The following is a 19,850-nucleotide window of genomic DNA, read 5'->3' as shown; positions in this document are numbered from 1 at the left end:
TGCTCTCTCTTATTTTGGCCTATTGCGCCCATGTTAGGCCGGTGCGGGCGAGGCGGATGACACCGCGGAACGTCCGGCCAGCCTCCTCAACCAGCTGCTCGTGCCGGCCAACGTGTGGCAAATGCGTCAACCATAATTCTCCGACACGTGCTCCCTCTGCGATGGCCGCCGCCTCCTCGCTCGTCATATGCCCAGCCGGCGCCGCGTTTTGCCCAGCGTAAAAGTTGCACTCGCAAATGAGCAAGTCGGCTCCTTTGGCAAACGGAAGAAACTCCGGTATATAGCTTGAATCGGCCGTATAAACAACCGTCTTGCCGCCGGCAGTAATGCGCATCGCGTAGCATGGCACCGGATGGACTGTTTTCATAAATGTGATCGAAAACGGTCCAACAGCCAGCGTCCCATTCGGGTCATAGGCAATTCCTTCCGTAATGCCGCTGTGCGTCAAGCGGGAAAACGCCGCCTCGTCTTCCACATGGCCGTAAATCGGCAAGACGGGAAGGTCAGCTCCCAAATTTTTATGAATGAGACGCGCGTATTGGAGCGGGCCGATGTCGGCGATATGGTCGTAATGGTAATGGGAGATGATGACCGCATCTAAGTTTTCCACAGCCGTATAGTTTTGCAGCTTGGCAAGCGCCCCGCTGCCGCAATCAACGAGCAGGCAAAATCCGTCATGCTCGAACAAATACGCCGATGTCGCTTCATTGGAGGCCGGGAACCCTCCCCAATAGCCGATGACCGTCACTTTCATTTTCGGTTCTCTCCTTCCATTCGTTTTGTCTTCATCATACACAACCGCGCCTATTTTTTCATCTTTGTTGATTTTTGTTTTAAAACACATATTGACATTTTGTTATGTGTTATAATACAATAAAATTACCAAGACAACGGAGGGGATCGGAATGTTGATGAAAGTGTTGGAATTTTTCAGAAACTTGCCACCTAAAAAATGTACGCACTGCGGCAAAGAGATTGACGAGCAGCATGAATGCTACGGCAACACATGTTCTGATTGCCTTGGCGCCGCTTACCGCCACTAGGTAAGCGGAATACCTTCTTGCGTCACGACGTCGGCTGCCCCGCCGGCGTTTGGCTGTTCCCTAATGCAGCCTGCCTTTTCTTTTGACTGCCTCCAGCTAAGAGGCATTTTTTTTTTGCCAATCTCAGGGGCGCCATCACACACAACGTTCTAATGGCGGCCCATCCGCAAAAAGCAATCCCTCGTCCTAGAAAATGGTTTTAATTCCATCTGTTGTTTGATTCCGATATTGGCCAATGCAAAAAGGCGTCCCAATCTTTTTAGGACGCCTTCGAGACGGCATGGTTCAATCATCACGTTTGAGCCGCTGTTTCCGTCCATACCGCATAACGGCGGCGATACCGAAGGAGAAAATACACGAGCGTCGCCAAGGCAAAGACCGCGGCTGTCGCAAGCAATATCGCAGCTTCCTTCCACATGACCAAGAAATCGCCGCTTGAAATGACTGCTCGCAACCCACGGATCGCATGGGTCATCGGCAGCCACGGATGAAGCGACTGCAACGCACCCGGAACGAGCTCAATCGGATACGTGCCGGCGCTTCCAACTAGCTGGGCAATCAATAGCAAAATGGCAAGAAACCGGCCTGAGTTGTCAAACACGGTGACAAGGAATTGAACAATCATCATAAATGTTATGCTGATGATCCAAGTGAACAAATGCCAAGCAAATTCGGGCGGAGCACGATGGCCCGCAGCTCTTTTCGCAGCATATGGCGCTCCCTCCTTTGTACAGATGACCAAATTGTCCGCATGGTCAATTTCCAACAAAAAAAGAGGATCATCTATCTCGACAATCCTTGCAAAAAATAGAGCGTAAACAATTCAGCAATTTGTTCTTTTGTCAACGGTTCATGATCTTTTTCCCAATCGACGATCAAGGCGATGTACGTCTTGAGCATCAAAAATGCCGTAATTTCCGAATTGCACGGACGAATCTCCCCTTTTTCCACCGCCGCATCAATTTTTTGCCGAATGAACTCGACCATTGCCCGGTCCAGTTTGGCAAGCACTTCTTGCACCGCCGCCGTACCGATATTGCGCACTTCTTGAAGCAGCTTCGCCGTCAGCTGATGGCGCTGGCGAAATTCCAAAATGCGGTACAAGGCGCGGTGGACGTTTTCGGAAAACGGCAGCGACGAGTCCATCGCCAGCTCCGCTTCCGCCTTGATTTCCATAATCAATCCGGAGACGATTTCATCAAGCAGTTCCTCTTTGCTTTTAAAAAACGTATAGATCGTCCCCTTGCCGACGTTGGCGAGCTTGGCGATCTGCTCCATCGTCGTCGCCTTGTAGCCAAAGGCAGCAAACGATTGGGCCGCCGCTTCGATGATTTGCCGTTTGCGGTCGCTTGCCATACTCCTCATCCTTCAAACTGACTAAATGAACAATTTGGTCAATCCGTATCCATTATACTATCAAACAACATGGATGTAAAGGGCCGTCGCATTGGGGACGGAATTTCTTCCTGCTCCCTCATCCTTTCCAAGCAAATGGGTAGAAGCGCCGTTGAAGCTTCTCCCACGTTCTTTTCACATCCCTTTTGCAGCGGAAACCACTTCCACGAACCAAAAGAGACAAACAGCCATCCGCTGCTTTTCGCTTCAAACGGCGGGCGGCCGCACCGACGTCCAAATGTGAGCGGCGAACGGACCAGGGCGTTGGAAAACCGTTGGTTAACGGACGCTGCTGTACAGATCGGACGTCTGTTGAACTGGCGCTTGCTGCAAATACAGAAGCACGTCACGCACCGCTTTTTCGCCTTGGTCAATGCAATCCGGCAATCCGAGCCCTTCGTATGAGCTGCCGGCCAAAAACACCCCCGGCAACTCGGACGCCATCTGCTCCTTAATCTTCGCCAGCCGCTCGCGGTGCCCGACCGTGTATTGCGGCATGGCCCGCTTCCAGCGCGAGATGACGGCGAACTCCGGTTGGCCGGCGATGTTCATCACTTTATTTAAATCATCCAATACAACACGGACGATCTCATCATCAGGTTGGTCGACGATCTCCTCATCGCCCGGGCGCCCGACGTAGCAACGCAAGAGCGCCTTGCCAGGCGGCGCGGTGTGCGGCCATTTTTTATGCGTCCATGTGCACGCTGTCATCGTGTAATCGCTGCGGCGCGAAACGACAAACCCGGTGCCGTCAATGTCTTGGCGGATCGCCTCCTCCGGAAATGCGAGCGCCACCGTCGCCACCGACGTCAGCGGCACTGAACGGAACGGGGCGAAAAACGGATAGTCAGCGAACATGTCGGGCACAACATGATGCGGCGTTGTCACGATGATGCCGTCTGCCCCCCACACCTCTCCTGTGCTCAGTTGCAGCCGATACGCCGAATCGGTGCGAACGATCCGCTCGACACGCACCCCTTTGATGACGCTGCCCGGCTCAAGCCGTTTTTCCACTTCATCAACGAGCGACTGCAAGCCCGTTTTTAACGTCTGGAACGCCCCTTTCCGCTCTTTTTGCTCTTTCGGCGTCGTTCGTCTCGCTCCACGGACAAGGCTTCCGTATTTTTGCTCAAGCTGAAAAAACTGTGGAAACGTCGCCATTAGGCTCATCTCATCAATGTCGCCGGCGTAAATGCCGGAAAGTAGCGGTTCGATGAGATTGTCCACCACCTCATCGCCGAGGCGGCGGCGGAAGAAGCGGCCAAGCGGCATATCACCATCGACTTTCACCGGCGGCAGCACAAAGTCAAGCGCCGCCCGCAGCTTGCCGGCCGGGGAAAACAGTCCGGTCGTTAAAAACGGGGCGATGCGCGTCGGAATGCCCATCACCGCTCCGCCCGGAATGGGATAGAGTTTGCCGTTGACCAAAATGTACGATGTTCCGGTCGCGTTATGAACGATCTCATGTTCAAGGCCGACTTCCTTCACAAGGCGAAACGCGCTCGTTTTCCGCGCCAAAAACGAGTCTGGACCGCGTTCAATGACAAAACCGTCGCGGACGACCGTCTGCACTTTTCCGCCGAGCCGGTGCGTCGCCTCGACAAGTTTGCATGCAAGTGGGAGGCGTTGCTCTCGAATCGCTTTTTGCAAGTAGTAAGCAGCCGTCAAGCCGGTAATGCCACCGCCGATGATGACGACCGTCCGTTGCCCTTCATTCATGTCGATCGCCTTCTTCCGCCCACCGCTTTAACACAACCGACGCCAATGCATCAATAAACAATGGATTCGTGTTGGGCATCTCCGGTCGGTAATAGCGGGCGCCGATCTCTTCCGTCACCTGTTTGCACTCAATGTCGTTGTCATACAACACTTCCAAATGGTCGGCGACAAAACCGACCGGCGCGTAAACGAACGACGTATAGCCGCGCTCTTCGTAAAGCTGGCGCGTCAAGTCTTGCACGTCCGGCCCAAGCCATGGTTCCGGCGTCTGACCGGCGCTTTGCCAGCCGACGGCATAGTGGGCGACGCCGGCTTGATCAGCAATTCGTTTCGCTGTATCTTCGAGCTGCGTTGGATACGGGTCACCGGCTTGAATAATTTTTTCCGGCAAACTATGTGCGGATACGATCAGCACAGCTCGCTCCCGCTCACGTTCCGGCATGGCGGCAAAAATCGCCCGCACTTGTTCTGCCCAATATTGCAAAAACTTCGGCTCGTCATACCATTGATCAATCGTGTAAATGGTCGGTCCGCCGAGCTTTTTTGCTGCCGCTTTCGCCCGCTCATTGTACGAGCGAATGCTGAATGTGGAATAATGAGGGGCTAGGACGATCCCAACCGCTTCTTTGATGCCGTCATCATGCATGCGCTCGACGGCATCCTCAATGAACGGCTCAATATGTTTGAGCCCTAAATACATGCGAAACTCGACTTCATCTTGCACTTCGTTCAGCCGCTCCTCGAGCCGTTTCGCCTGCTCTTCCGTAATTTTCGCAAGGGGCGACAACCCGCCGATCGCCCGGTAACGCGCTTTTAAATCGTCGATTTGTTCCTGCGGCGGCTTGCGCCCATGGCGAATGTGCGTATAATACCGTTCAATATCATCTTCCCGGTACGGCGTTCCGTACGCCATCACGAGCAGCCCCACTGTTTTTTTCACCATTGTGCCACCCCCTCGTTTAGTTCGTTGACGTATATTCGTGGATAAAAGCGGTCAGACGCTTCAGTGTCGCCGGCTGAACATCCGGAAAAATGCCGTGGCCTAAGTTGAAGATGTAGCCCGGCCGTTCCATCCCTTCGTCCAAAATGCGCTTCACCCGTTCTTCGATCACGTCCCACGGCGCAAGAAGCACCGCCGGATCCAAGTTGCCTTGAATCGCTTTCGCAATGCCTTGGCGGCGCGCTTCGCGAATCGACAGCCGCCAGTCAAGGCCGATGACATCAAGCGGCAAATCGTTCCACTCATGCACTAAGTGGCTGGCGCCGACGCCAAACATAATGAGCGGAGCCCCTTCTTCCCGCAAAGCGGCAAAAATGCGCGCCATCGCCGGCTTGATAAACGTCCGGTAATCGTCAGCACTAACGGCGCCAACCCAAGAATCAAAAATTTGCACAGCGCTTGCCCCTGCCCGAATTTGCGCCCGCACATAACGGATCGTCATCTCAGCGAGCTTGTCCATTAAGGCGAACCACGCTTTCGGTTCAGCATACATGAACGCTTTCGTCTTATGATAATTTTTTGACGGACCGCCTTCAATCATGTAGCTCGCCAACGTAAACGGCGCCCCGGCAAACCCGATGAGCGGCACATCCAACTGTTCGTTGACAAGGAGCCGAATCGTTTCAAACACATACGGCACATCATGTTCTGGATCAATCTCCCCAAGCCGCTCGACGTCTTGAAGCGAGCGAATCGGATTTGCGATCACCGGCCCGATGCCGCCCTGAATCTCGACGTTCACGCCAATGGCCGGCAGCGGTGTCATAATGTCTTTATATAAAATGGCGGCATCGACGCCATATTGCTCAACTGGAAGTCTCGTGACGTACGCGCAAAGCTCCGGTTGATGCGTAATTTCAAACAGCGAATATTTTTCTTTCAGCGCCCGATACTCCGGCTGCGACCGTCCGGCTTGCCGCATATACCAAACCGGCACGTACGATGTTTGTTCGCCGCGGCAGGCGCGCAAAAATGTATCATTGATCTGTCTAGCCATCTCCATCCGCCTTTCTTTCCTCACAATCCCGTCAATGGTTTCGCCTTTTTTTGCCTTCAAACATTGCCTATCTCCTTTTCACTATACAGCTTTCCGTACCCAATGTATAGAGAAGAAGGCGAACTGTCAAAAAATCGACCGATTTTTAAGTCCATGCCCATTATAGCAAAAAAGCTGCCCCGGCCGCACGGGACAGCTTTCTGTTCAGATGAGAAACATGGCGACAACGGTCGTCACCACCAAGCCGACAGCAACAGGAATGAGGTTGCGGCGCGCCAGCTCAAACGGGTCAACCCCGCAGATCGCTGCGGCTGGAATGAGCGCCCACGGAACGAGCGTGCCGCCGCCGACCCAAATGGCGGCGATTTGGCCGAGCGCCGTCAACGTTGCCGCTCCGCCGCCGATCGCTACAGAAAACAAATGGGCGATCGAACCGGCGAGCGAGATGCCGGAAAACCCGGAGCCGTCAAGACCAGTAATCGCCCCGACGATCGTAAGTGTAACCGCTCCCACCTCATTGTTCAGCGGCATCGCATGAGCCAAGGCAACCCCTAAATCGTTGACGATGCCTTGCGATGCCTGCGGCAAATAGTCGCCGATGATTTTCACAAACCCCGCATCGCCAAGATAGAAAAACGCGGCGATCGGAATAACAGGGCCGAACACTTTAAACCCGAACTGAAACCCTTCAATAAAGTAATGGGTCACTTCCGCAAAACTTTCTTGCCGATGGGCGAGAACGGAGATGAGAATCAAAATGAAAATCGCCGTCCCACCGACCAAGGCGGTCGCTTCCCCGCCTTGCAACCGCAAATAAAACATCGCGATGACATCAAGGGCGAACAAAATCGGAATCAACAGCGCAAGCCATTTTTTCGTTTGTCCCGTCAGGAAATGACTTGTTTTTTCCAGCGTCGAATCGACCGTTGCAGCCATTTCCGCCTCCCCGCTTGCCAGGCGCCCTCGCTTCATGTCACGGCGCAGCAAGTAAAACGCGGTGACCGTTGTGACGGCCCCCATGACAAAAACAAGCGGCACACTGGCAGCGATGACATCGCCGACCGGCAGCCCGGCGGCATCGGCCGTTAATTTCGGCGCCCCTTGGATGATAAAATCGCCGGAAAGCGCGATGCCATGCCCGAACAAGTTCATCGCCATCGCCACTCCCAACGCCGGCAAGCCCACCCGGACCGCTGCCGGCAACAGAACTGCCCCCATGAGAGCAACAGCCGGAGACGGCCAGAAAAACCAAGAAATGATCATCATCAAAATTCCGATCGTCCAATACGCCCAAGCCGGCGTACGGATGAAACGGACAAACGGCGAAACCATGACATCATTGATGCCGGTGGCCGACAACACTTTGCTCATCGCCACAATAATGGAGATGACTAAAATCGTCGGCAATAGCTCCGTAATGGCGTAAATAAAGCTGTTAAACACTCCGCTGACCGCCGCGCTCAACGAATGGGTAGCGACCGCCGCCAATAAAAAGATGCCGGCAATGCAAATGAGCGATGTATCTTTGCGGGCGACCATAAACCCAATAATGAGCACGATGAACAGCAAGTAAATCCAGTGCAACGCTACAAGCTCTACACCCATGATTCATTCCCCTTTCTTCCCGACTTCCAGCCTGACCGCCGGACATGCGCCCAGGCCAGTGTACTACAGCATATGAAGCGGGAAAAAAGGTGTGAAAGCTTTGGCCATCCATTGAAGAATGAAAAACGCCGGCGCCAGCGCAAACAGCGCTAGCGTCCGGCTTTCTGCCCACGCTGCAGGCGCACGTACCGCCCTGCCGTCCAAAGCCCCCATATATTTCCGCCAAGCCAAGTGGCGAGCCAAAGAAGGCGCGGGGAAACAGCCAACAGTACGAGATGGAATATCGTATTTTGCCCAATCAGCAGAATGGAAAGCAACCGAACCGCCGCAGCATCCGGTTGCGCCTGCGGCAACGGGTACAGCCGCGGCCATAGCAAATAGCGATGATGGGAAGGCAGCGCGGCCAATTGAACAGCGGTCGCGTAAAGAAACAAAAATGCGATGCCCGCCCGCCCGTATTGGTGATCGATCACAGCCAGCATGACGCCTCCGATCGCAGTGAGGCGGACATATAGACCAGCATACCCGCCGGCGCGCAAAAACGTGCGGGCATACAAATGAAAAAACACATGCCGCTCGTCGTACGGTATCAAAGCGAGCAGCGGATCAAGCCAGCGCCGCCGCTTCGCCGCCTCCCGCCATTCCGGAACGTCGGTAAACAAGTTGGCCAACCGGTAAAACGCCGTGGCCGCTCGCTGTTCTTCCGCGATGATCCGTTCCCATTTCCATGTTTTACCTCTGACCAATCTTGACAAACAGATGGACAGAACAACCATCAAACCGACCAAAACGACGAAAAATGGCCATGGGGCCGCAACCAGCACCAAATAAACGAACACCGCCGCTAGGCTGAAACGGGTAAATGCGCCAAAGCGATGAAAAGACGGATCGGCGATGTAGCTTCCTTGCCAACTGGCCCATAAGCTCCATCCTTTGAAGCAGAAAAGACCGAACAAAAAAAGCGGCCATGACACCGGGGAAAAGCGAGCATGCAGTGGACCCGCCAACAGCAAAAGCAAAGAAAGGCCGTACGCCTGCCATAACCATGAGACGAAAAACGCCCGCTGAATATACGGACCGAGCCGTTCTTCCGCCGGCAATAAAAACACCGTATCCGCCTCGCGGAACAAGGTGCGCACCGATCCAGCGGCCGCCGCCCAGCCGAACACGACCGCCGCAATAGCCGGATACGGAAACGAGTCAGGAAGCGCCGCCGCAAAGCGCTCGTACATCACCGCTATGCCGCCAAGCACAATGATCAAACCGACGAGCAAATGGTCGTTGAACATATAGCGCAAGTAGCGGATCCGTTTTCGCCATTCCGCTTGGAAACGCTGCTTCCAAAGACGGCGGGCGTCAATCATGGCGCATCGTCCTTTGTCAATTCGACGTACAGTTCATCAAGCGACGCCCCCCGCAGCCCGAACTGGCGGCGAATGTCATCGAGCGTCCCTTTGGCTTTGACGCGGCCGTTGTGCAAAATCACAAATGAGTCGCAATACCGCTCTGCCGTCGCTAAAATGTGCGTCGACAGCAAAATGCCCGCCCCCTTCTCTTTCTGTTCATTCATTCGCTCAAGCAGGGCGTGAATGGCAAGCGGATCGAGGCCGAGAAACGGCTCATCGATGATATAAAGCGGCGGTTCAAGCAAAAAGGCGCATACAATCATGACTTTTTGCTTCATTCCTTTCGAAAAATGAGCCGGAAACGAGGAAAGCCGCCGCTCCAATCGAAACTCGCGAAGCAGCGGCGGAAGGCGGCGTTCATACTCTGCTTCGCTCAACCCGTACGCCATCGCCGCTAGACGCAAATGTTCCTCAAGCGTCAATTCTTCATACAACACCGGCGTTTCCGGGATATAAGCAAACTGCCTTCGATACGTTTCCCGCCCGTCCGCAAGCCGATAGCCGTTAATGGAAATCGCGCCGCGGCGCGGTTCCATCAAGCCGATAATATGTTTGATCGTCGTGCTTTTGCCGGCTCCATTTAGGCCGATCAAGGCGACCATTTCGCCGCGGTCGACCGCAAACGTCACGTCTTCAAGCACGTTTTGCGCCGTGTAGCCTCCGGATAGATCCTTCACTTCTAAAAGCGTCATCGTCCGCTCCCTTTCCGTTCTGGCCTTTGTCCCCATTGTACCAAACGATAGCCTCGCTTACCAAAAAAAGATCACACCGTTCTTTTGCATAAACTCACTCAAGCCGGGCATGATAAATAGCGAAGAGGGGATGAGGAATCAAAAAGTTGATGAACGATCCATCCGAAATGGGGTGTTCGTCAAAGACACCGTTGTGAGCCGCAAAACGTTGTAAACGTTCCTAGGAAGCGACCATCGCATTCGTTGCTGGGAAGCAACGAGCCTGTCCAAAGGGGATGGTCACGTTGAACAAAGGAAGCGCTCACGCCGAACCAACTTTTGTTGCAAATGGGGTGTTCATCAAACGCACATTTGCTTGAATCATCCTCTCCCCTTTTCACCAACCGGGATGTAACCTGCGTTGCGGGATTACATCCCGGTTTTTTTATGGTAAAATGAAGAAAATAGGAAGGAAAGGGTGACCACAGTGAGCGATTGCATTTTTTGCAAAATCATTAACGGCGAATTGCCTGCGGCGAAAGTGTACGAAGACGACCATGTGCTCGCGTTTTTGGACATCAGCCAAGTGACAAAAGGGCATACGCTTGTCATCCCGAAAGTACATACGGAAAACATTTTCACCCTCACGTCGGAGGCGGCCGGCCAACTGTTTCGCGCAGTGCCGACGATTGCCAATGCACTCAGGCGAGCATTTTCCCCGGTCGGGCTCAACTTACTGAACAACAATGGCGAGCAAGCGGGGCAGACGGTGTTCCATTACCATCTTCACCTCATTCCACGCTACGGCAAAGGGGATGGGTTTGGCGCGGTCTGGAAGTCGCATGCAAGCGACTATACGCCCGCTGACCTGCAGGCGATCGCGGCCGCCATTCGCGAACAGCTCGGCTGATCTCCCGTTGTTGAACAGCAGAAAGGTCAAGCCCACAAATAAAAAAACGGAAGCAGGGATGTTCCGCTTCCGTTTTTTTACTGTTTTCCTTGCTGCCCGATCACATCTTGCAAATCTTTGTCTTTGATCTCAACACCGGCATCTTTCACCAGTTTGTCCACTTTTGACTGCATCGTCGCAGGATCAAGCTTGTTCCGTTTGACTTCAAACGCAATTTCGTCTTTCATTTCGTTGAACGACTTTTTCTTTTCTTTGTCCGTCACTTTAATGATATGGTAGCCGTAATCCGTTTTCACCGGATCGCTCACTTCGCCGACTTTCAGCTTATAGGCGGCTTCTTCAAACTCCTTGACCATTTTCCCTGGGCCAAACCAGCCTAAATCGCCGCCGTTGGACGCCGAGCCTGGATCTTGGGAGTATTCTTTGGCCAACTTGGCGAAATCCTCGCCTTTATCAAGCTTCGCCTTTACTTCTTTTGCTGTTTTTTCATCTTTGACCAAAATATGGCTGGCGCGAATTTTCGGCTTGTAGTTGTCATAATACTCCTTCAGCTCTTTCTCCGTCACTTTTATGTCTTCAACGGCCGCTTTCGTCCGCAGCAAATCGAGCTTGACCATTTCGCGGATCACTTTTTCTCCGTTCTGCTGCACGGCCAAATCATATTGCGTTCCATACGCTTCCTTGATTCGTTCGATTTCGCGGTCGATCTCTTCATCGGTTACCTTGTATTTTTTGCTCAACACTTTTTCGTCAATCAAATCACGAAGGACGGATTTGCCGACGCGCTCTTTCATCTCATTATAAAATTCGTCTTTCGTAATATTGCCGTTTTTCGTTTCCACAATCGCTTCCGAACCGTCGTTGCTGCAGGCCGACAAAGCCATGAGCGAAACGACGGCAGCGGCCATCATCCATTTTTTCATTCGCTTCACAACTCCTACATCTTTTTTCGATTGAATGTTCCCACGCTTTCAAGCGGCGCAGATCGAATGGCGCCCAAGCGCGCCCAAGAAACAACATGCTCGCCTCTTCAGCCACGACAATAACTATACCATATTTCCAACGAAAAAAAAACCTCTTTCCGCTTTAGTCATCCGCCCATAACATGCACGCTTGCCATACATATGATGAGGATGAAGCGCTCGACAGGCTTCTTCTTGCCGAAAGGGGGTGTTACGATGAGCGCACCTTATTCCGGAGGCTTTGCGTTGATTGTTGTGCTGTTTATTTTGCTAATCATTGTCGGCTGCGCCTGCGTCATCTACTAAACGAAAGAGGGTGCTCCCGCAAAAGGAGCACCCTTTTTTTGCCGCCTTCCTTGAAACGAAGGGAGAGGCAACGACAATGGAACTCGCTCCATCAAAAGGAAAACATAACAATCCCCGCATCAACCGTTAGAAGAGAGAAAAGTTATGTAAACAACACTTCAAAGTAAGAAGAGATTAATAAAATCGTAATAAGGACATTGATCGTGCGAAAAACCGCCGGCTGCTGCTCCTCCGGGATGTCACGCTGCGCGCAAAGCGAGTGTGTGAGCTGGTTGATAAAAAATAAGACCGTAACCGCCAGGAGGATGAAATAAAGCACCAAAACTGTTCCCCTCCTCTTTGATTCTTCGCCAAACGCCGCCCATGGCTTTAACTTTACATCGTTCATGGCGGGAAATCAATCATTTTTCTTTTTCCGGACACAAACCGATTTTTCTATTGGTGAATGCGCACAAATTCGGTAAAATATACGTAAAAACGGTCACATTTTCGTCACCAAAAGGAGCACGATATATGGAATCGTTGGAAAAGCGAGTGGCCAAGCTGGAATTTCACCAGTCTCTGCTGATGGAAATGATCGACGAAACGAAAAAACCATTTTATTCCCTCATCATCCGCGCGGATTTGACCAAAGAAGAAGTCGACGCCTTCTTGGCGTTTTGCCAAGAGCTTGCCGACCAATACGAACAGCAAAAAGCGGAAGGGTTGACGATTTTCACTCCCCTGCTCGTGCAGTTTGCTGGGATGCTTCATCCGAACCTTCCGCTGGAACAGACAGTTGACGCTCTTTTGGCCCAACAAATGTTTGTCCCGCTGATGACCGAGCTGAAAACGCTCATTCGCACCATCAGTTAGCCTGGCTGGCCAATTCTTTCTCGTGCTCTTCCGTTTTCGGCTTTCGCTTGACAAGTTTGCCGTCCTGCTCGATAAAGTCTTCTTTAATGTTTTCAAACGCCCGCTCAAAAATTTCCATGAAATCATCGCCATAAATATTGCGGACGATGCACATCATTTCTAAAATTTCTGGAAACTTTCCGTACAACTCGCGCAACGGCAACGCCCCATTGAAAACGGCATTTTTCGTCGGGTCATACGTCTCCATCAGCTTCATCAACACTTCTTCGCCTTTTTCCGTCAACTCAATGTACGTATTGCGCTTGTCATCCTGTTTTTTGGAAAACGAAAGCAATCCTTTTTCTTCTAATTTCTTTGAGAAGTTGAACGCCGTCGACACATGCATCACACCGAACTTGGCGATTTCCGAAATCGAGGCCCCTTTGAAGTGGTAGGCGATCCATAAAATGTGATGTTCGTTAATGTTCAAGTCAAACGGCTTGATCCACCGTTGCCAATCTTTTTCAATGGATTTCCATAGCGCTTTGCTCAGCTGGGCAATTCGTTGGCTGAATAACATCGCCTCTTTGATGGAATAATGCTGTTCTGTCGCTTTCATCGTTCCACCCACTCTTCCCTCACCGTATTTTTTACTCTCCATTATATCAATAAAACAAAAAGGAATAAAGACAAAAGTATTTATTTTTATGATTTTTTTTTGCATATTCATAGTAGTAAGCATAAGGCGCTTAGCGCATACAGGAGGAGAATGCCATGGTGTATATACAATGGCTGCTTATCGCTGTCGGATTCTTATTTTTCTGTCTTTTTATAAACGCATTTTTCGCCTTATGGAAAGCGCGGGCGTACCCGCCGAAAGCATTGCTGAAAGAACGGACTTTGCGCTATATTGGAATAGCGTTCATTTGCTTGCTCACCGCTTGGCTTCTCAGCTATGTCTAATACGCGTTAAAAACAAATGGAGCATAACACGAGTGTTGATGATCCATTATTTTACTAAAAGCACAGAATCATTTGACTGAACACAAGCTTTTCTGCCTCTTCCCTCGAACAAGAACGCCGGCGGGCAAATGTCATTTGCCCGCAAAGCGTTCATTGTTCGAGGAAGGCATGCGTACAGCATGCCCAGTCGGCAAGCGGTTCGCTTGCCGACTACGGCAGAAAAAGCTGATAATAGAGCGATTTCAACTGGTTTTTAATGGTTAATCAACACGCCTGAGAGCATAAGTATTTTTTTCCTACTCTCTCTTTGATAGCAAAAAACCCGACCAGCCATGATCGGGTTTTTCGCCGTCTACACGTGCGCTGTCACGTTCATCCGTCGGAAAATCGACGATGCGATCGGATAGATGACGGCCATCGCCACGGCGTTCAACGCCGCTGTCGGCAACACGATGGTGACAAACAGCGCCGAAAACGTCGCTCCGCCCGGCAACCCGACAAGCAAGAGCGCCGCAGCCAAAAACACCGCCCCGGAAATGACGGTGCCGACAGCCGCCAGCACTGAAGCCCCAATGACCGTTTGGCTGTATGCTTTCATCAAAGTCGCTAGGGCAAACACGACAAAGGCGGTGATGATCTTATCGATCATATTCGGCAGCTGTCCGCCCGGGAACGTCGTCGTCATGGCTGAGATCAAGCCAGTGACGACGCCGACAAGGCCGACCGCTTTGACGTTCGGAAAAAGCAAAATCGCCAAAAACATCATCGCCAGCATCATATCCGGCTTCATTCCGAAAAACAACCCCGGAATGACCGCGTGCAACACGGCTCCGATTCCGACTAACAGCGCCATCGATACTAATGCTCTCACATTCATGCTCATCTCTCCTCATCTCTCCTCGTCTATATCTTTTGCTCGAGAATTTTTCTATCATTATATCACTTTGCAGTGTAAAAGTGAAGAAGAAATTTTCAGGCAAAACGGCGGCGGAACTCGTTCATGAACGACGCGAGCGCTTCGCACGCCTCAAGCGGCACCGCGTTGTAAATCGACGCCCTGCAGCCGCCGACCGATCGGTGCCCGCCGAGCCCGACAAACCCGCGTTCTTTCGCCTCGGCGAGGAACGTTCTCGTCAGCTCCTCATTTGGAAGCGTAAAGGTGACGTTCATGAGCGAACGGCTCCCCTTTTCGGCGTGCGGTTTGTAAAAGCCGCCGCTTTCATCAATCGCCTCATACAGCACGGCTGCCTTTTGCTGGCTGCGCTCTTCCATCGCCGCCACACCGCCTTGCTCTTCGACCCATTCGAGCACGAGCGACAGCATGTAAATCGCAAACGTCGGCGGCGTGTTGTACAGCGAATTGCTCTTCTGGTGCGTCCGGTAATCAAGCATCGTCGGCAGCCCGTCCGGAATGCGCTCAAGCAAATCGTTGCGGAGAATGACAACCGTGACTCCTGACGGGCCGAGATTTTTCTGCGCCCCGGCGTAAATGAGGGCAAATTGACTGACATCGAACGGACGGCTTAAAATATCGCTCGACATATCCGCGACCAAGTCAACCGGCGTGTTCGGAAATTCCTTCCATTGAGTGCCGAAGATCGTGTTGTTTGACGTAATATGGACATAGGCGGCGTTTTTCGGCCATTGGACGTCATCAAGCGGCGGAATGTATGTGTAGTTCGCTTCTTTGCTCGAAGCGACGACCGTTGTCAAACCGATTTTTTGCGCTTCTTTCAGCGCTTTCTCCGACCACGCCCCGGTCAGCACATAACAGCCGATTTTCCCTTCCGTGAGGAGGTTCATCGGCACCATGGAAAACTGCAGGCTCGCCCCGCCTTGCAAAAATAAAATGTCATATCCGTCCGGCACATTTAGAAGCCGCTTGAGCCGCTCTTTCGCCGCATTATGGACAGCCTCGTATTCCTTGCTTCGGTGGCTTAATTCCATCACCGACATGCCGGTGTTTTGAAAATTAAGGAGCTCTTTTTGCGCCCGCTCAAGCACCGGAAGCGGCAGCGCTGACGGGCCGGCGTTGAAGTTGTACGCGCGTTTCATTGTCATCCCTCACTTTGCCTCCTGGTAGTCCATTGATATTATTATCCTAACACGATTCGCAAAAAAAGAAAGAGAATTTTTCGAAAAAAACGCTTTCAAATGAAATCTTCCAAAAAAAGAAAGTCCCTGCTATTGCAAGGACTTCGCTTGTTTCCGCCGCTCGCGCTCCTTTCGGATGCGCTCCATGTAAATCTCCCCTTCTTTTTCAATAAATGCTTCGTCAATTTCCCGCTCGCGCGCCGCCGTTTTTACGGTCATATAGCCGCTGAAAATAATACCGGCAACAACCAAATACACCCACCAAGGCAAACTGAGCATCGCCATTCCCCCTTGTATGCTTGTCTTGTCTTAGTACACTATACGCGCAACAAGGGGGCAGTATGCATGGAGAAAGAGGCGGGAAAGCCGCCTCTTTCTTAGGGACAACGCTTATGCTTCGTTTCGCTTCTTCTTTGTTTTCTTCTTCGCTTTCTTCCACTGTCGGCGCAGCTCGTTCAACTCTTCTTTCGCCTGTTCATACTGAGCCGTCGGGACGATTTCAATGATCGGTTCGATCATGATCCATCCCTCCCTTGGTCCGCCCCTTACTCTTTACTACCCGCGTTTTTTGGCTTTGAAACAGACAAAAACGCCGGTTTGTAAAACGAGCGGTTGTCAAGGGCAAAGACGCGTTCAGTGAATTCACCTGGTTTCACTTTCTCAAGCGCACGGTCGATCATCGTAATTTTCGCATCCAAATTGTCAATGTAATGAAGCACCTCGGCTTCTTTGACAAGCGGCGGCTTCGGGCTGCCCCATTCCGCCTTGCCGTGATGCGCGAGCACAAGATGCTGCAAAATGACAACTTCTTCACCTTGAATGCCGAGCTGTTCCGCCGCCTTGCTGATCTCGCTCACCATGATCGAAATGTGTCCGAGCAAATTCCCTTCAAGCGTATACGCCGTCGATACCGGACCAGATAATTCCATCACTTTGCCAAGGTCATGCAAAATGACGCCGGCATAAAGCAAGTCTTTATTGAGCGACGGATAGAGATGGACGAGCGCCTTGGCGAGTTCAAGCATCGACACGACATGATACGCCAGTCCGGAGATGAATTCATGATGGTTTTTCGTCGCCGCTGGGTACTCAAAAAACGCCTTTTCGTATTTTTTCAACAAATAGCGGGTAATGCGCTGGATGTTTGGATTTTCCATCGCAAATATGTATTCCATCACTTTCGCCTTCATTTCCTCGCGCCCGAGCGGAGCCGTCTCCAAAAAGTCATCGATGCGCACCGCATCGCCCGGATGAGCAGGACGGATCGAACGGATGCGCAACTGCAATTTGCCGCGGTAGTTATGGATGTCTCCCGCCACTTTGACGATGCACTCCGGCACATACCGCTCTTCGTCATCCGGCGAGACATCCCACAGTTTGGCTTCAATGTCGCCGCTTTTATCTTGCAAAATCAACGTCAAGAACGGCTTGCCGTTGCTGGCGATGCCTTTCGTTGCGGATTTGATGAGCAAAAAGAGATCAACTTGTTCCCCAACCTCATAATGGATGATGCCTTTCGCCACTTCGTTCTCCTCCGTTTCTCTGTACGTACTTTCTAGTATATCATAACGGGCAAAGGGCAAAAAGAAAGCCTTGCCGAAACGGCAAGGAAACATTGGCCCAAACGTCCCGTCACGCTGTTTATTTTTTTGTTAGCTGAATGGCCCGTTTTATATCCTTGAAAATGTTCATTCGCCCATACATCAGCACACCGCCTCGATACACTTTGGCGCCAAAATAGATCAGCAAAACAATCGTCGCCACCAAAAGCACAAGGCAAAGCGCCACTTCCCACCCCGGCACGGACACGAGGCCGATGCGCAAAAACATGAGCATCGGCGCGAAAAAAGGAACGAACGAAGCGCCGGTCACGAACGCCGACTCTGGGGCATTCAAGCCAAACATCGCGATCATAAAGGCAGCGACAACCAACATCATGACCGGCGTAATCGCCGGCTGCACGTCCTCAACCCGGCTGACGAGCGAACCGAGCACGGCAAACAGCACCGCGTACAAGAGGTAACCGAGCAAGAAAAAAAACGAGTGCATACACAAAGATCGATGCCGGCAGGTGGTCCAATCCGAGGAAACGCCACACTTCCTGCCCGCTCGTTTTTAACGCGGCGAACGCGACGGCGAAAAAAACGAAAAATTGCGTCAAGCTGACAAGCGCAACGCCGATGATTTTGCCAAACAGCTGTTGGACCGGCGGGACGCTTGACACTAAAATTTCCATCACGCGCGACGATTTTTCCGTCGCCACCTCCGTCGCGATCATGCCGCCATACATCAAAACGAACATATACATCGCGAAAAGAAGGACATAAACAAGAGCGCGCGCTTGGTTCAACTCCTCTTCCGTCTTCGCGTTTTTTTCCAATGCCACCTTTTGGAACGGAACAGGTTTGTAAAGCTCCGCCATTTGTTCATCCGTCAGGCCAAGCTTAGCGGCTGAAAGCGCTGTTTTCAGCTGGCTCAGCGCTCGTTCCAGCTCCTCAGGCGTCTGATTGTCCACAATCGTATTGGCATAATACACCGCTTCCGGCAATCCTTCCGCATCCTTGGACAATACGAGCAATCCGTCCCATTTGCCTTCTTTGACTGCTTCTTTCGCTTCGTTTTCCATATCCGTAATTTTTGTCAACGCGATTTGATTATGGTTTGCCTGCTTCTCAAGCGGACCGTACAAAGATCCCGTGCGGTCAATGACCGCGACATGAGGCTTTTCATCACCGGTGAAAAACTCAATGATCGGCTGAATGTTGGCCACCCCGATGATCAACAGGCAAGTGATGGCAGTGGTCACCAAAAATGCTTTCGCCTTCAGCTTCGTCTGATACGTATGTACCGCCACAAGGAAAAACTTATTCATACGCCGCACCTACTTTTTCAATAAAGATATCATTCAGAGACGGTTCCTCCAAGGCAAACAGACGAACCGCGAATTTTCCTGCTATATGACCGAGTATCGCTTGTGCCGTCTCCTCATTGGCGATTTGCAGCCGCACCCCTTCCGCCGTCCTCTTCCACTGCAAAACGCCAGGAAACCGCGCCAATTCTTCAAACGGCCCGTCGCCTTGAATAACAAGTATTTGTTTGCCAAACGAGCGTTTCAGTTCACGCAGCGCTCCAGCCACCACTGCGCGGCCGCGGCGCAAAATGCAGACATGTTCGCACAGCTCTTCCACATGTTCCATCCGATGACTCGAGAAGACAATGGTCGTGCCGTTCCGTTTTAAATCAAGCACCGCTTCTTTCAACAGTTCAACGTTCACCGGATCAAGACCGCTGAATGGCTCATCCAAGATTAATAGCTTCGGTCGATGAAGCACAGCAGCGATAAACTGGATTTTTTGCTGGTTGCCTTTCGACAGCTCCTCCACCCGCTTGTGGGCGTAATCGCGGATATGGAAGCGCTCGAGCCAGCGGTCGATTTCCGGAAGAAGATCCGTCTTTTTCATTCCGCGCAACCGCCCTAAATACAGAAGCTGCTCTTGCACTTTCAGCTTCGGGTACAACCCGCGCTCTTCCGGCAAATAGCCGATCAGATGACTTTTCGAGTCATCAATTGGTTCGCCTTGCCAACGGATCACCCCTTCCGTCGGGAGCAGAAGGCCTAAAATCATGCGAAAGGTCGTCGTTTTTCCCGCTCCGTTCGCCCCAAGCAATCCGAACATCTCCCCTTCTGGAACCGTCAACGTTAAATGGTCGACGGCCGTCGCCTGACCAAACCGTTTCGTCACCTCAATGATCTCTAAACTCATCCACATTCCCCCAACGTAAAACAAATTTTCCACCCACATTATTAAAACGTACAATCTTAAAAAAAGTTTCAGATAAAAGCAGGAATTTGTCGATTCAACCTCTAAATGAAAGAGAAATGAATGATGATTCAGCGAAAGGAGATGGTGACATGCCGACGTATACGTTGACCGCGTTTGAGCG

At 51.8% G+C, this 19,850-nt stretch carries 23 protein-coding genes and 1 pseudogene; 5 read left to right on the top strand and 19 right to left on the bottom strand.

From position 1 onward, the window contains the following. Positions 1-19: 19 nt before the first annotated feature. Complete coding sequence (locus GZ1_RS10675; RefSeq protein WP_033005982.1) at positions 20-754, bottom strand: MBL fold metallo-hydrolase; 735 nt, start codon at positions 752-754, stop codon at positions 20-22. A gap of 151 nt (positions 755-905) precedes the next feature. Here GZ1_RS10675 and yhfH point away from each other — a divergent pair, with 151 nt between their 5' ends. After that, positions 906-1,043, top strand: a complete 138-nt coding sequence (gene yhfH, locus GZ1_RS18295) for a protein YhfH (RefSeq protein WP_013146223.1) — start codon at positions 906-908, stop codon at positions 1,041-1,043. Positions 1,044-1,335: 292 nt separating this feature from the next. Here yhfH and GZ1_RS10670 read toward each other — a convergent pair whose 3' ends face one another. From GZ1_RS10670 to GZ1_RS10635, 8 genes are all read right to left on the bottom strand, one after another. Then, complete coding sequence (locus tag GZ1_RS10670) at positions 1,336-1,671, bottom strand: YhgE/Pip family protein (RefSeq protein ID WP_238980183.1); 336 nt, start codon at positions 1,669-1,671, stop codon at positions 1,336-1,338. Positions 1,672-1,826: 155 nt separating this feature from the next. Then, positions 1,827-2,399, bottom strand: coding sequence for a TetR/AcrR family transcriptional regulator (locus GZ1_RS10665; protein WP_011230167.1), 573 nt, complete (start codon positions 2,397-2,399; stop codon positions 1,827-1,829). 318 nt (positions 2,400-2,717) lie between these two features. Further along, positions 2,718-4,157, bottom strand: coding sequence for a protoporphyrinogen oxidase (hemY, locus tag GZ1_RS10660; protein ID WP_014195002.1), 1,440 nt, complete (start codon positions 4,155-4,157; stop codon positions 2,718-2,720). Beyond that, complete coding sequence (gene hemH / locus GZ1_RS10655; RefSeq protein WP_020755633.1) at positions 4,150-5,100, bottom strand: ferrochelatase; 951 nt, start codon at positions 5,098-5,100, stop codon at positions 4,150-4,152. Before hemH ends, hemY begins: the two co-directional genes overlap by 8 nt. Positions 5,101-5,116: 16 nt before the next feature. Next, positions 5,117-6,154 carry a uroporphyrinogen decarboxylase gene (gene hemE, locus GZ1_RS10650; RefSeq protein WP_025038854.1) on the bottom strand — a complete coding sequence of 346 codons (1,038 nt, stop codon included), beginning with the start codon at positions 6,152-6,154 and terminating at the stop codon, positions 5,117-5,119. Positions 6,155-6,358: 204 nt separating this feature from the next. Continuing rightward, the gene (locus GZ1_RS10645; RefSeq protein ID WP_060788459.1) at positions 6,359-7,759 is read right to left on the bottom strand and encodes a hypothetical protein; all 1,401 of its coding nucleotides are present in this window, start codon (positions 7,757-7,759) and stop codon (positions 6,359-6,361) included. 149 nt (positions 7,760-7,908) lie between these two features. After that, complete coding sequence (locus GZ1_RS10640; protein ID WP_060788458.1) at positions 7,909-9,123, bottom strand: ABC transporter permease; 1,215 nt, start codon at positions 9,121-9,123, stop codon at positions 7,909-7,911. Further along, positions 9,120-9,857, bottom strand: coding sequence for an ABC transporter ATP-binding protein (locus tag GZ1_RS10635; protein WP_060788457.1), 738 nt, complete (start codon positions 9,855-9,857; stop codon positions 9,120-9,122). The genes GZ1_RS10640 and GZ1_RS10635 overlap by 4 nt, the downstream gene beginning before the upstream one ends. 466 nt (positions 9,858-10,323) lie before the next feature. Between GZ1_RS10635 and GZ1_RS10630 the strand changes: the two genes are divergently transcribed. After that, complete coding sequence (locus tag GZ1_RS10630; RefSeq protein ID WP_014194996.1) at positions 10,324-10,746, top strand: HIT family protein; 423 nt, start codon at positions 10,324-10,326, stop codon at positions 10,744-10,746. Between the two features lie 77 nt (positions 10,747-10,823). On the opposite strand, the gene GZ1_RS10625 is transcribed toward GZ1_RS10630, so the two are convergent. Next, positions 10,824-11,669, bottom strand: a complete 846-nt coding sequence (locus GZ1_RS10625) for a peptidylprolyl isomerase (protein ID WP_013146230.1) — start codon at positions 11,667-11,669, stop codon at positions 10,824-10,826. A 255-nt stretch (positions 11,670-11,924) separates the two neighbouring features. Between GZ1_RS10625 and GZ1_RS18290 the strand changes: the two genes are divergently transcribed. After that, positions 11,925-12,014 carry a YjcZ family sporulation protein gene (locus tag GZ1_RS18290; RefSeq protein WP_021322511.1) on the top strand — a complete coding sequence of 30 codons (90 nt, stop codon included), beginning with the start codon at positions 11,925-11,927 and terminating at the stop codon, positions 12,012-12,014. Positions 12,015-12,156: 142 nt separating this feature from the next. Here the strand turns inward: GZ1_RS18290 and GZ1_RS10620 are convergent, their stop codons facing one another. Beyond that, the gene (locus tag GZ1_RS10620) at positions 12,157-12,336 is read right to left on the bottom strand and encodes a hypothetical protein (protein WP_011230158.1); all 180 of its coding nucleotides are present in this window, start codon (positions 12,334-12,336) and stop codon (positions 12,157-12,159) included. A 191-nt stretch (positions 12,337-12,527) separates the two neighbouring features. Between GZ1_RS10620 and GZ1_RS10615 the strand changes: the two genes are divergently transcribed. Beyond that, positions 12,528-12,869: a YhaI family protein gene (locus GZ1_RS10615; RefSeq protein ID WP_011230157.1), complete on the top strand. Its 342-nt coding sequence runs from the start codon at positions 12,528-12,530 to the stop codon at positions 12,867-12,869. Here the strand turns inward: GZ1_RS10615 and GZ1_RS10610 are convergent. Next, positions 12,862-13,467, bottom strand: coding sequence for an HTH-type transcriptional regulator Hpr (locus tag GZ1_RS10610; RefSeq protein ID WP_011230156.1), 606 nt, complete (start codon positions 13,465-13,467; stop codon positions 12,862-12,864). The genes GZ1_RS10615 and GZ1_RS10610 overlap by 8 nt on opposite strands. Before the next feature lie 155 nt (positions 13,468-13,622). Here GZ1_RS10610 and yhzF point away from each other — a divergent pair, with 155 nt between their 5' ends. Further along, positions 13,623-13,811, top strand: coding sequence for a membrane protein YhzF (gene yhzF, locus GZ1_RS10605; protein ID WP_013146234.1), 189 nt, complete (start codon positions 13,623-13,625; stop codon positions 13,809-13,811). 352 nt (positions 13,812-14,163) lie between these two features. Here the strand turns inward: yhzF and GZ1_RS10600 are convergent, their stop codons facing one another. From GZ1_RS10600 to GZ1_RS10570, 7 genes and pseudogenes are all read right to left on the bottom strand, one after another. After that, on the bottom strand, positions 14,164-14,688 hold the full coding sequence (locus GZ1_RS10600; protein ID WP_060788456.1) for a tryptophan transporter: 525 nt from the start codon (positions 14,686-14,688) through the stop codon (positions 14,164-14,166). A gap of 95 nt (positions 14,689-14,783) precedes the next feature. After that, a complete protein-coding gene (serC, locus tag GZ1_RS10595) occupies positions 14,784-15,866 on the bottom strand; it encodes a 3-phosphoserine/phosphohydroxythreonine transaminase (protein ID WP_033024819.1) in 1,083 nt (360 codons plus the stop codon). Between the two features lie 129 nt (positions 15,867-15,995). Beyond that, entirely contained in the window at positions 15,996-16,184 is a 189-nt protein-coding gene (locus GZ1_RS10590; protein WP_011230152.1) for a sporulation YhaL family protein, read from the bottom strand. Positions 16,185-16,295: 111 nt separating this feature from the next. Then, the gene (locus tag GZ1_RS10585; RefSeq protein WP_013523055.1) at positions 16,296-16,424 is read right to left on the bottom strand and encodes a hypothetical protein; all 129 of its coding nucleotides are present in this window, start codon (positions 16,422-16,424) and stop codon (positions 16,296-16,298) included. A gap of 26 nt (positions 16,425-16,450) precedes the next feature. Next, complete coding sequence (gene yhaM / locus GZ1_RS10580) at positions 16,451-17,428, bottom strand: 3'-5' exoribonuclease YhaM (protein WP_033005724.1); 978 nt, start codon at positions 17,426-17,428, stop codon at positions 16,451-16,453. Positions 17,429-17,546: 118 nt separating this feature from the next. Then, positions 17,547-18,777: pseudogene (locus GZ1_RS10575) on the bottom strand (ABC transporter permease). Then, on the bottom strand, positions 18,770-19,669 hold the full coding sequence (locus tag GZ1_RS10570; protein WP_060788464.1) for an ABC transporter ATP-binding protein: 900 nt from the start codon (positions 19,667-19,669) through the stop codon (positions 18,770-18,772). The pseudogene GZ1_RS10575 and the gene GZ1_RS10570 overlap by 8 nt, the downstream one beginning before the upstream one ends. Positions 19,670-19,850: the final 181 nt, after the last annotated feature.

The organism is Geobacillus zalihae NBRC 101842 (assembly GCF_001544135.1).
In the GTDB taxonomy this organism is placed as follows: Bacteria; Bacillota; Bacilli; order Bacillales; family Anoxybacillaceae; genus Geobacillus; species Geobacillus zalihae.
This window is presented reverse-complemented; position numbering and strand designations above follow the sequence as displayed.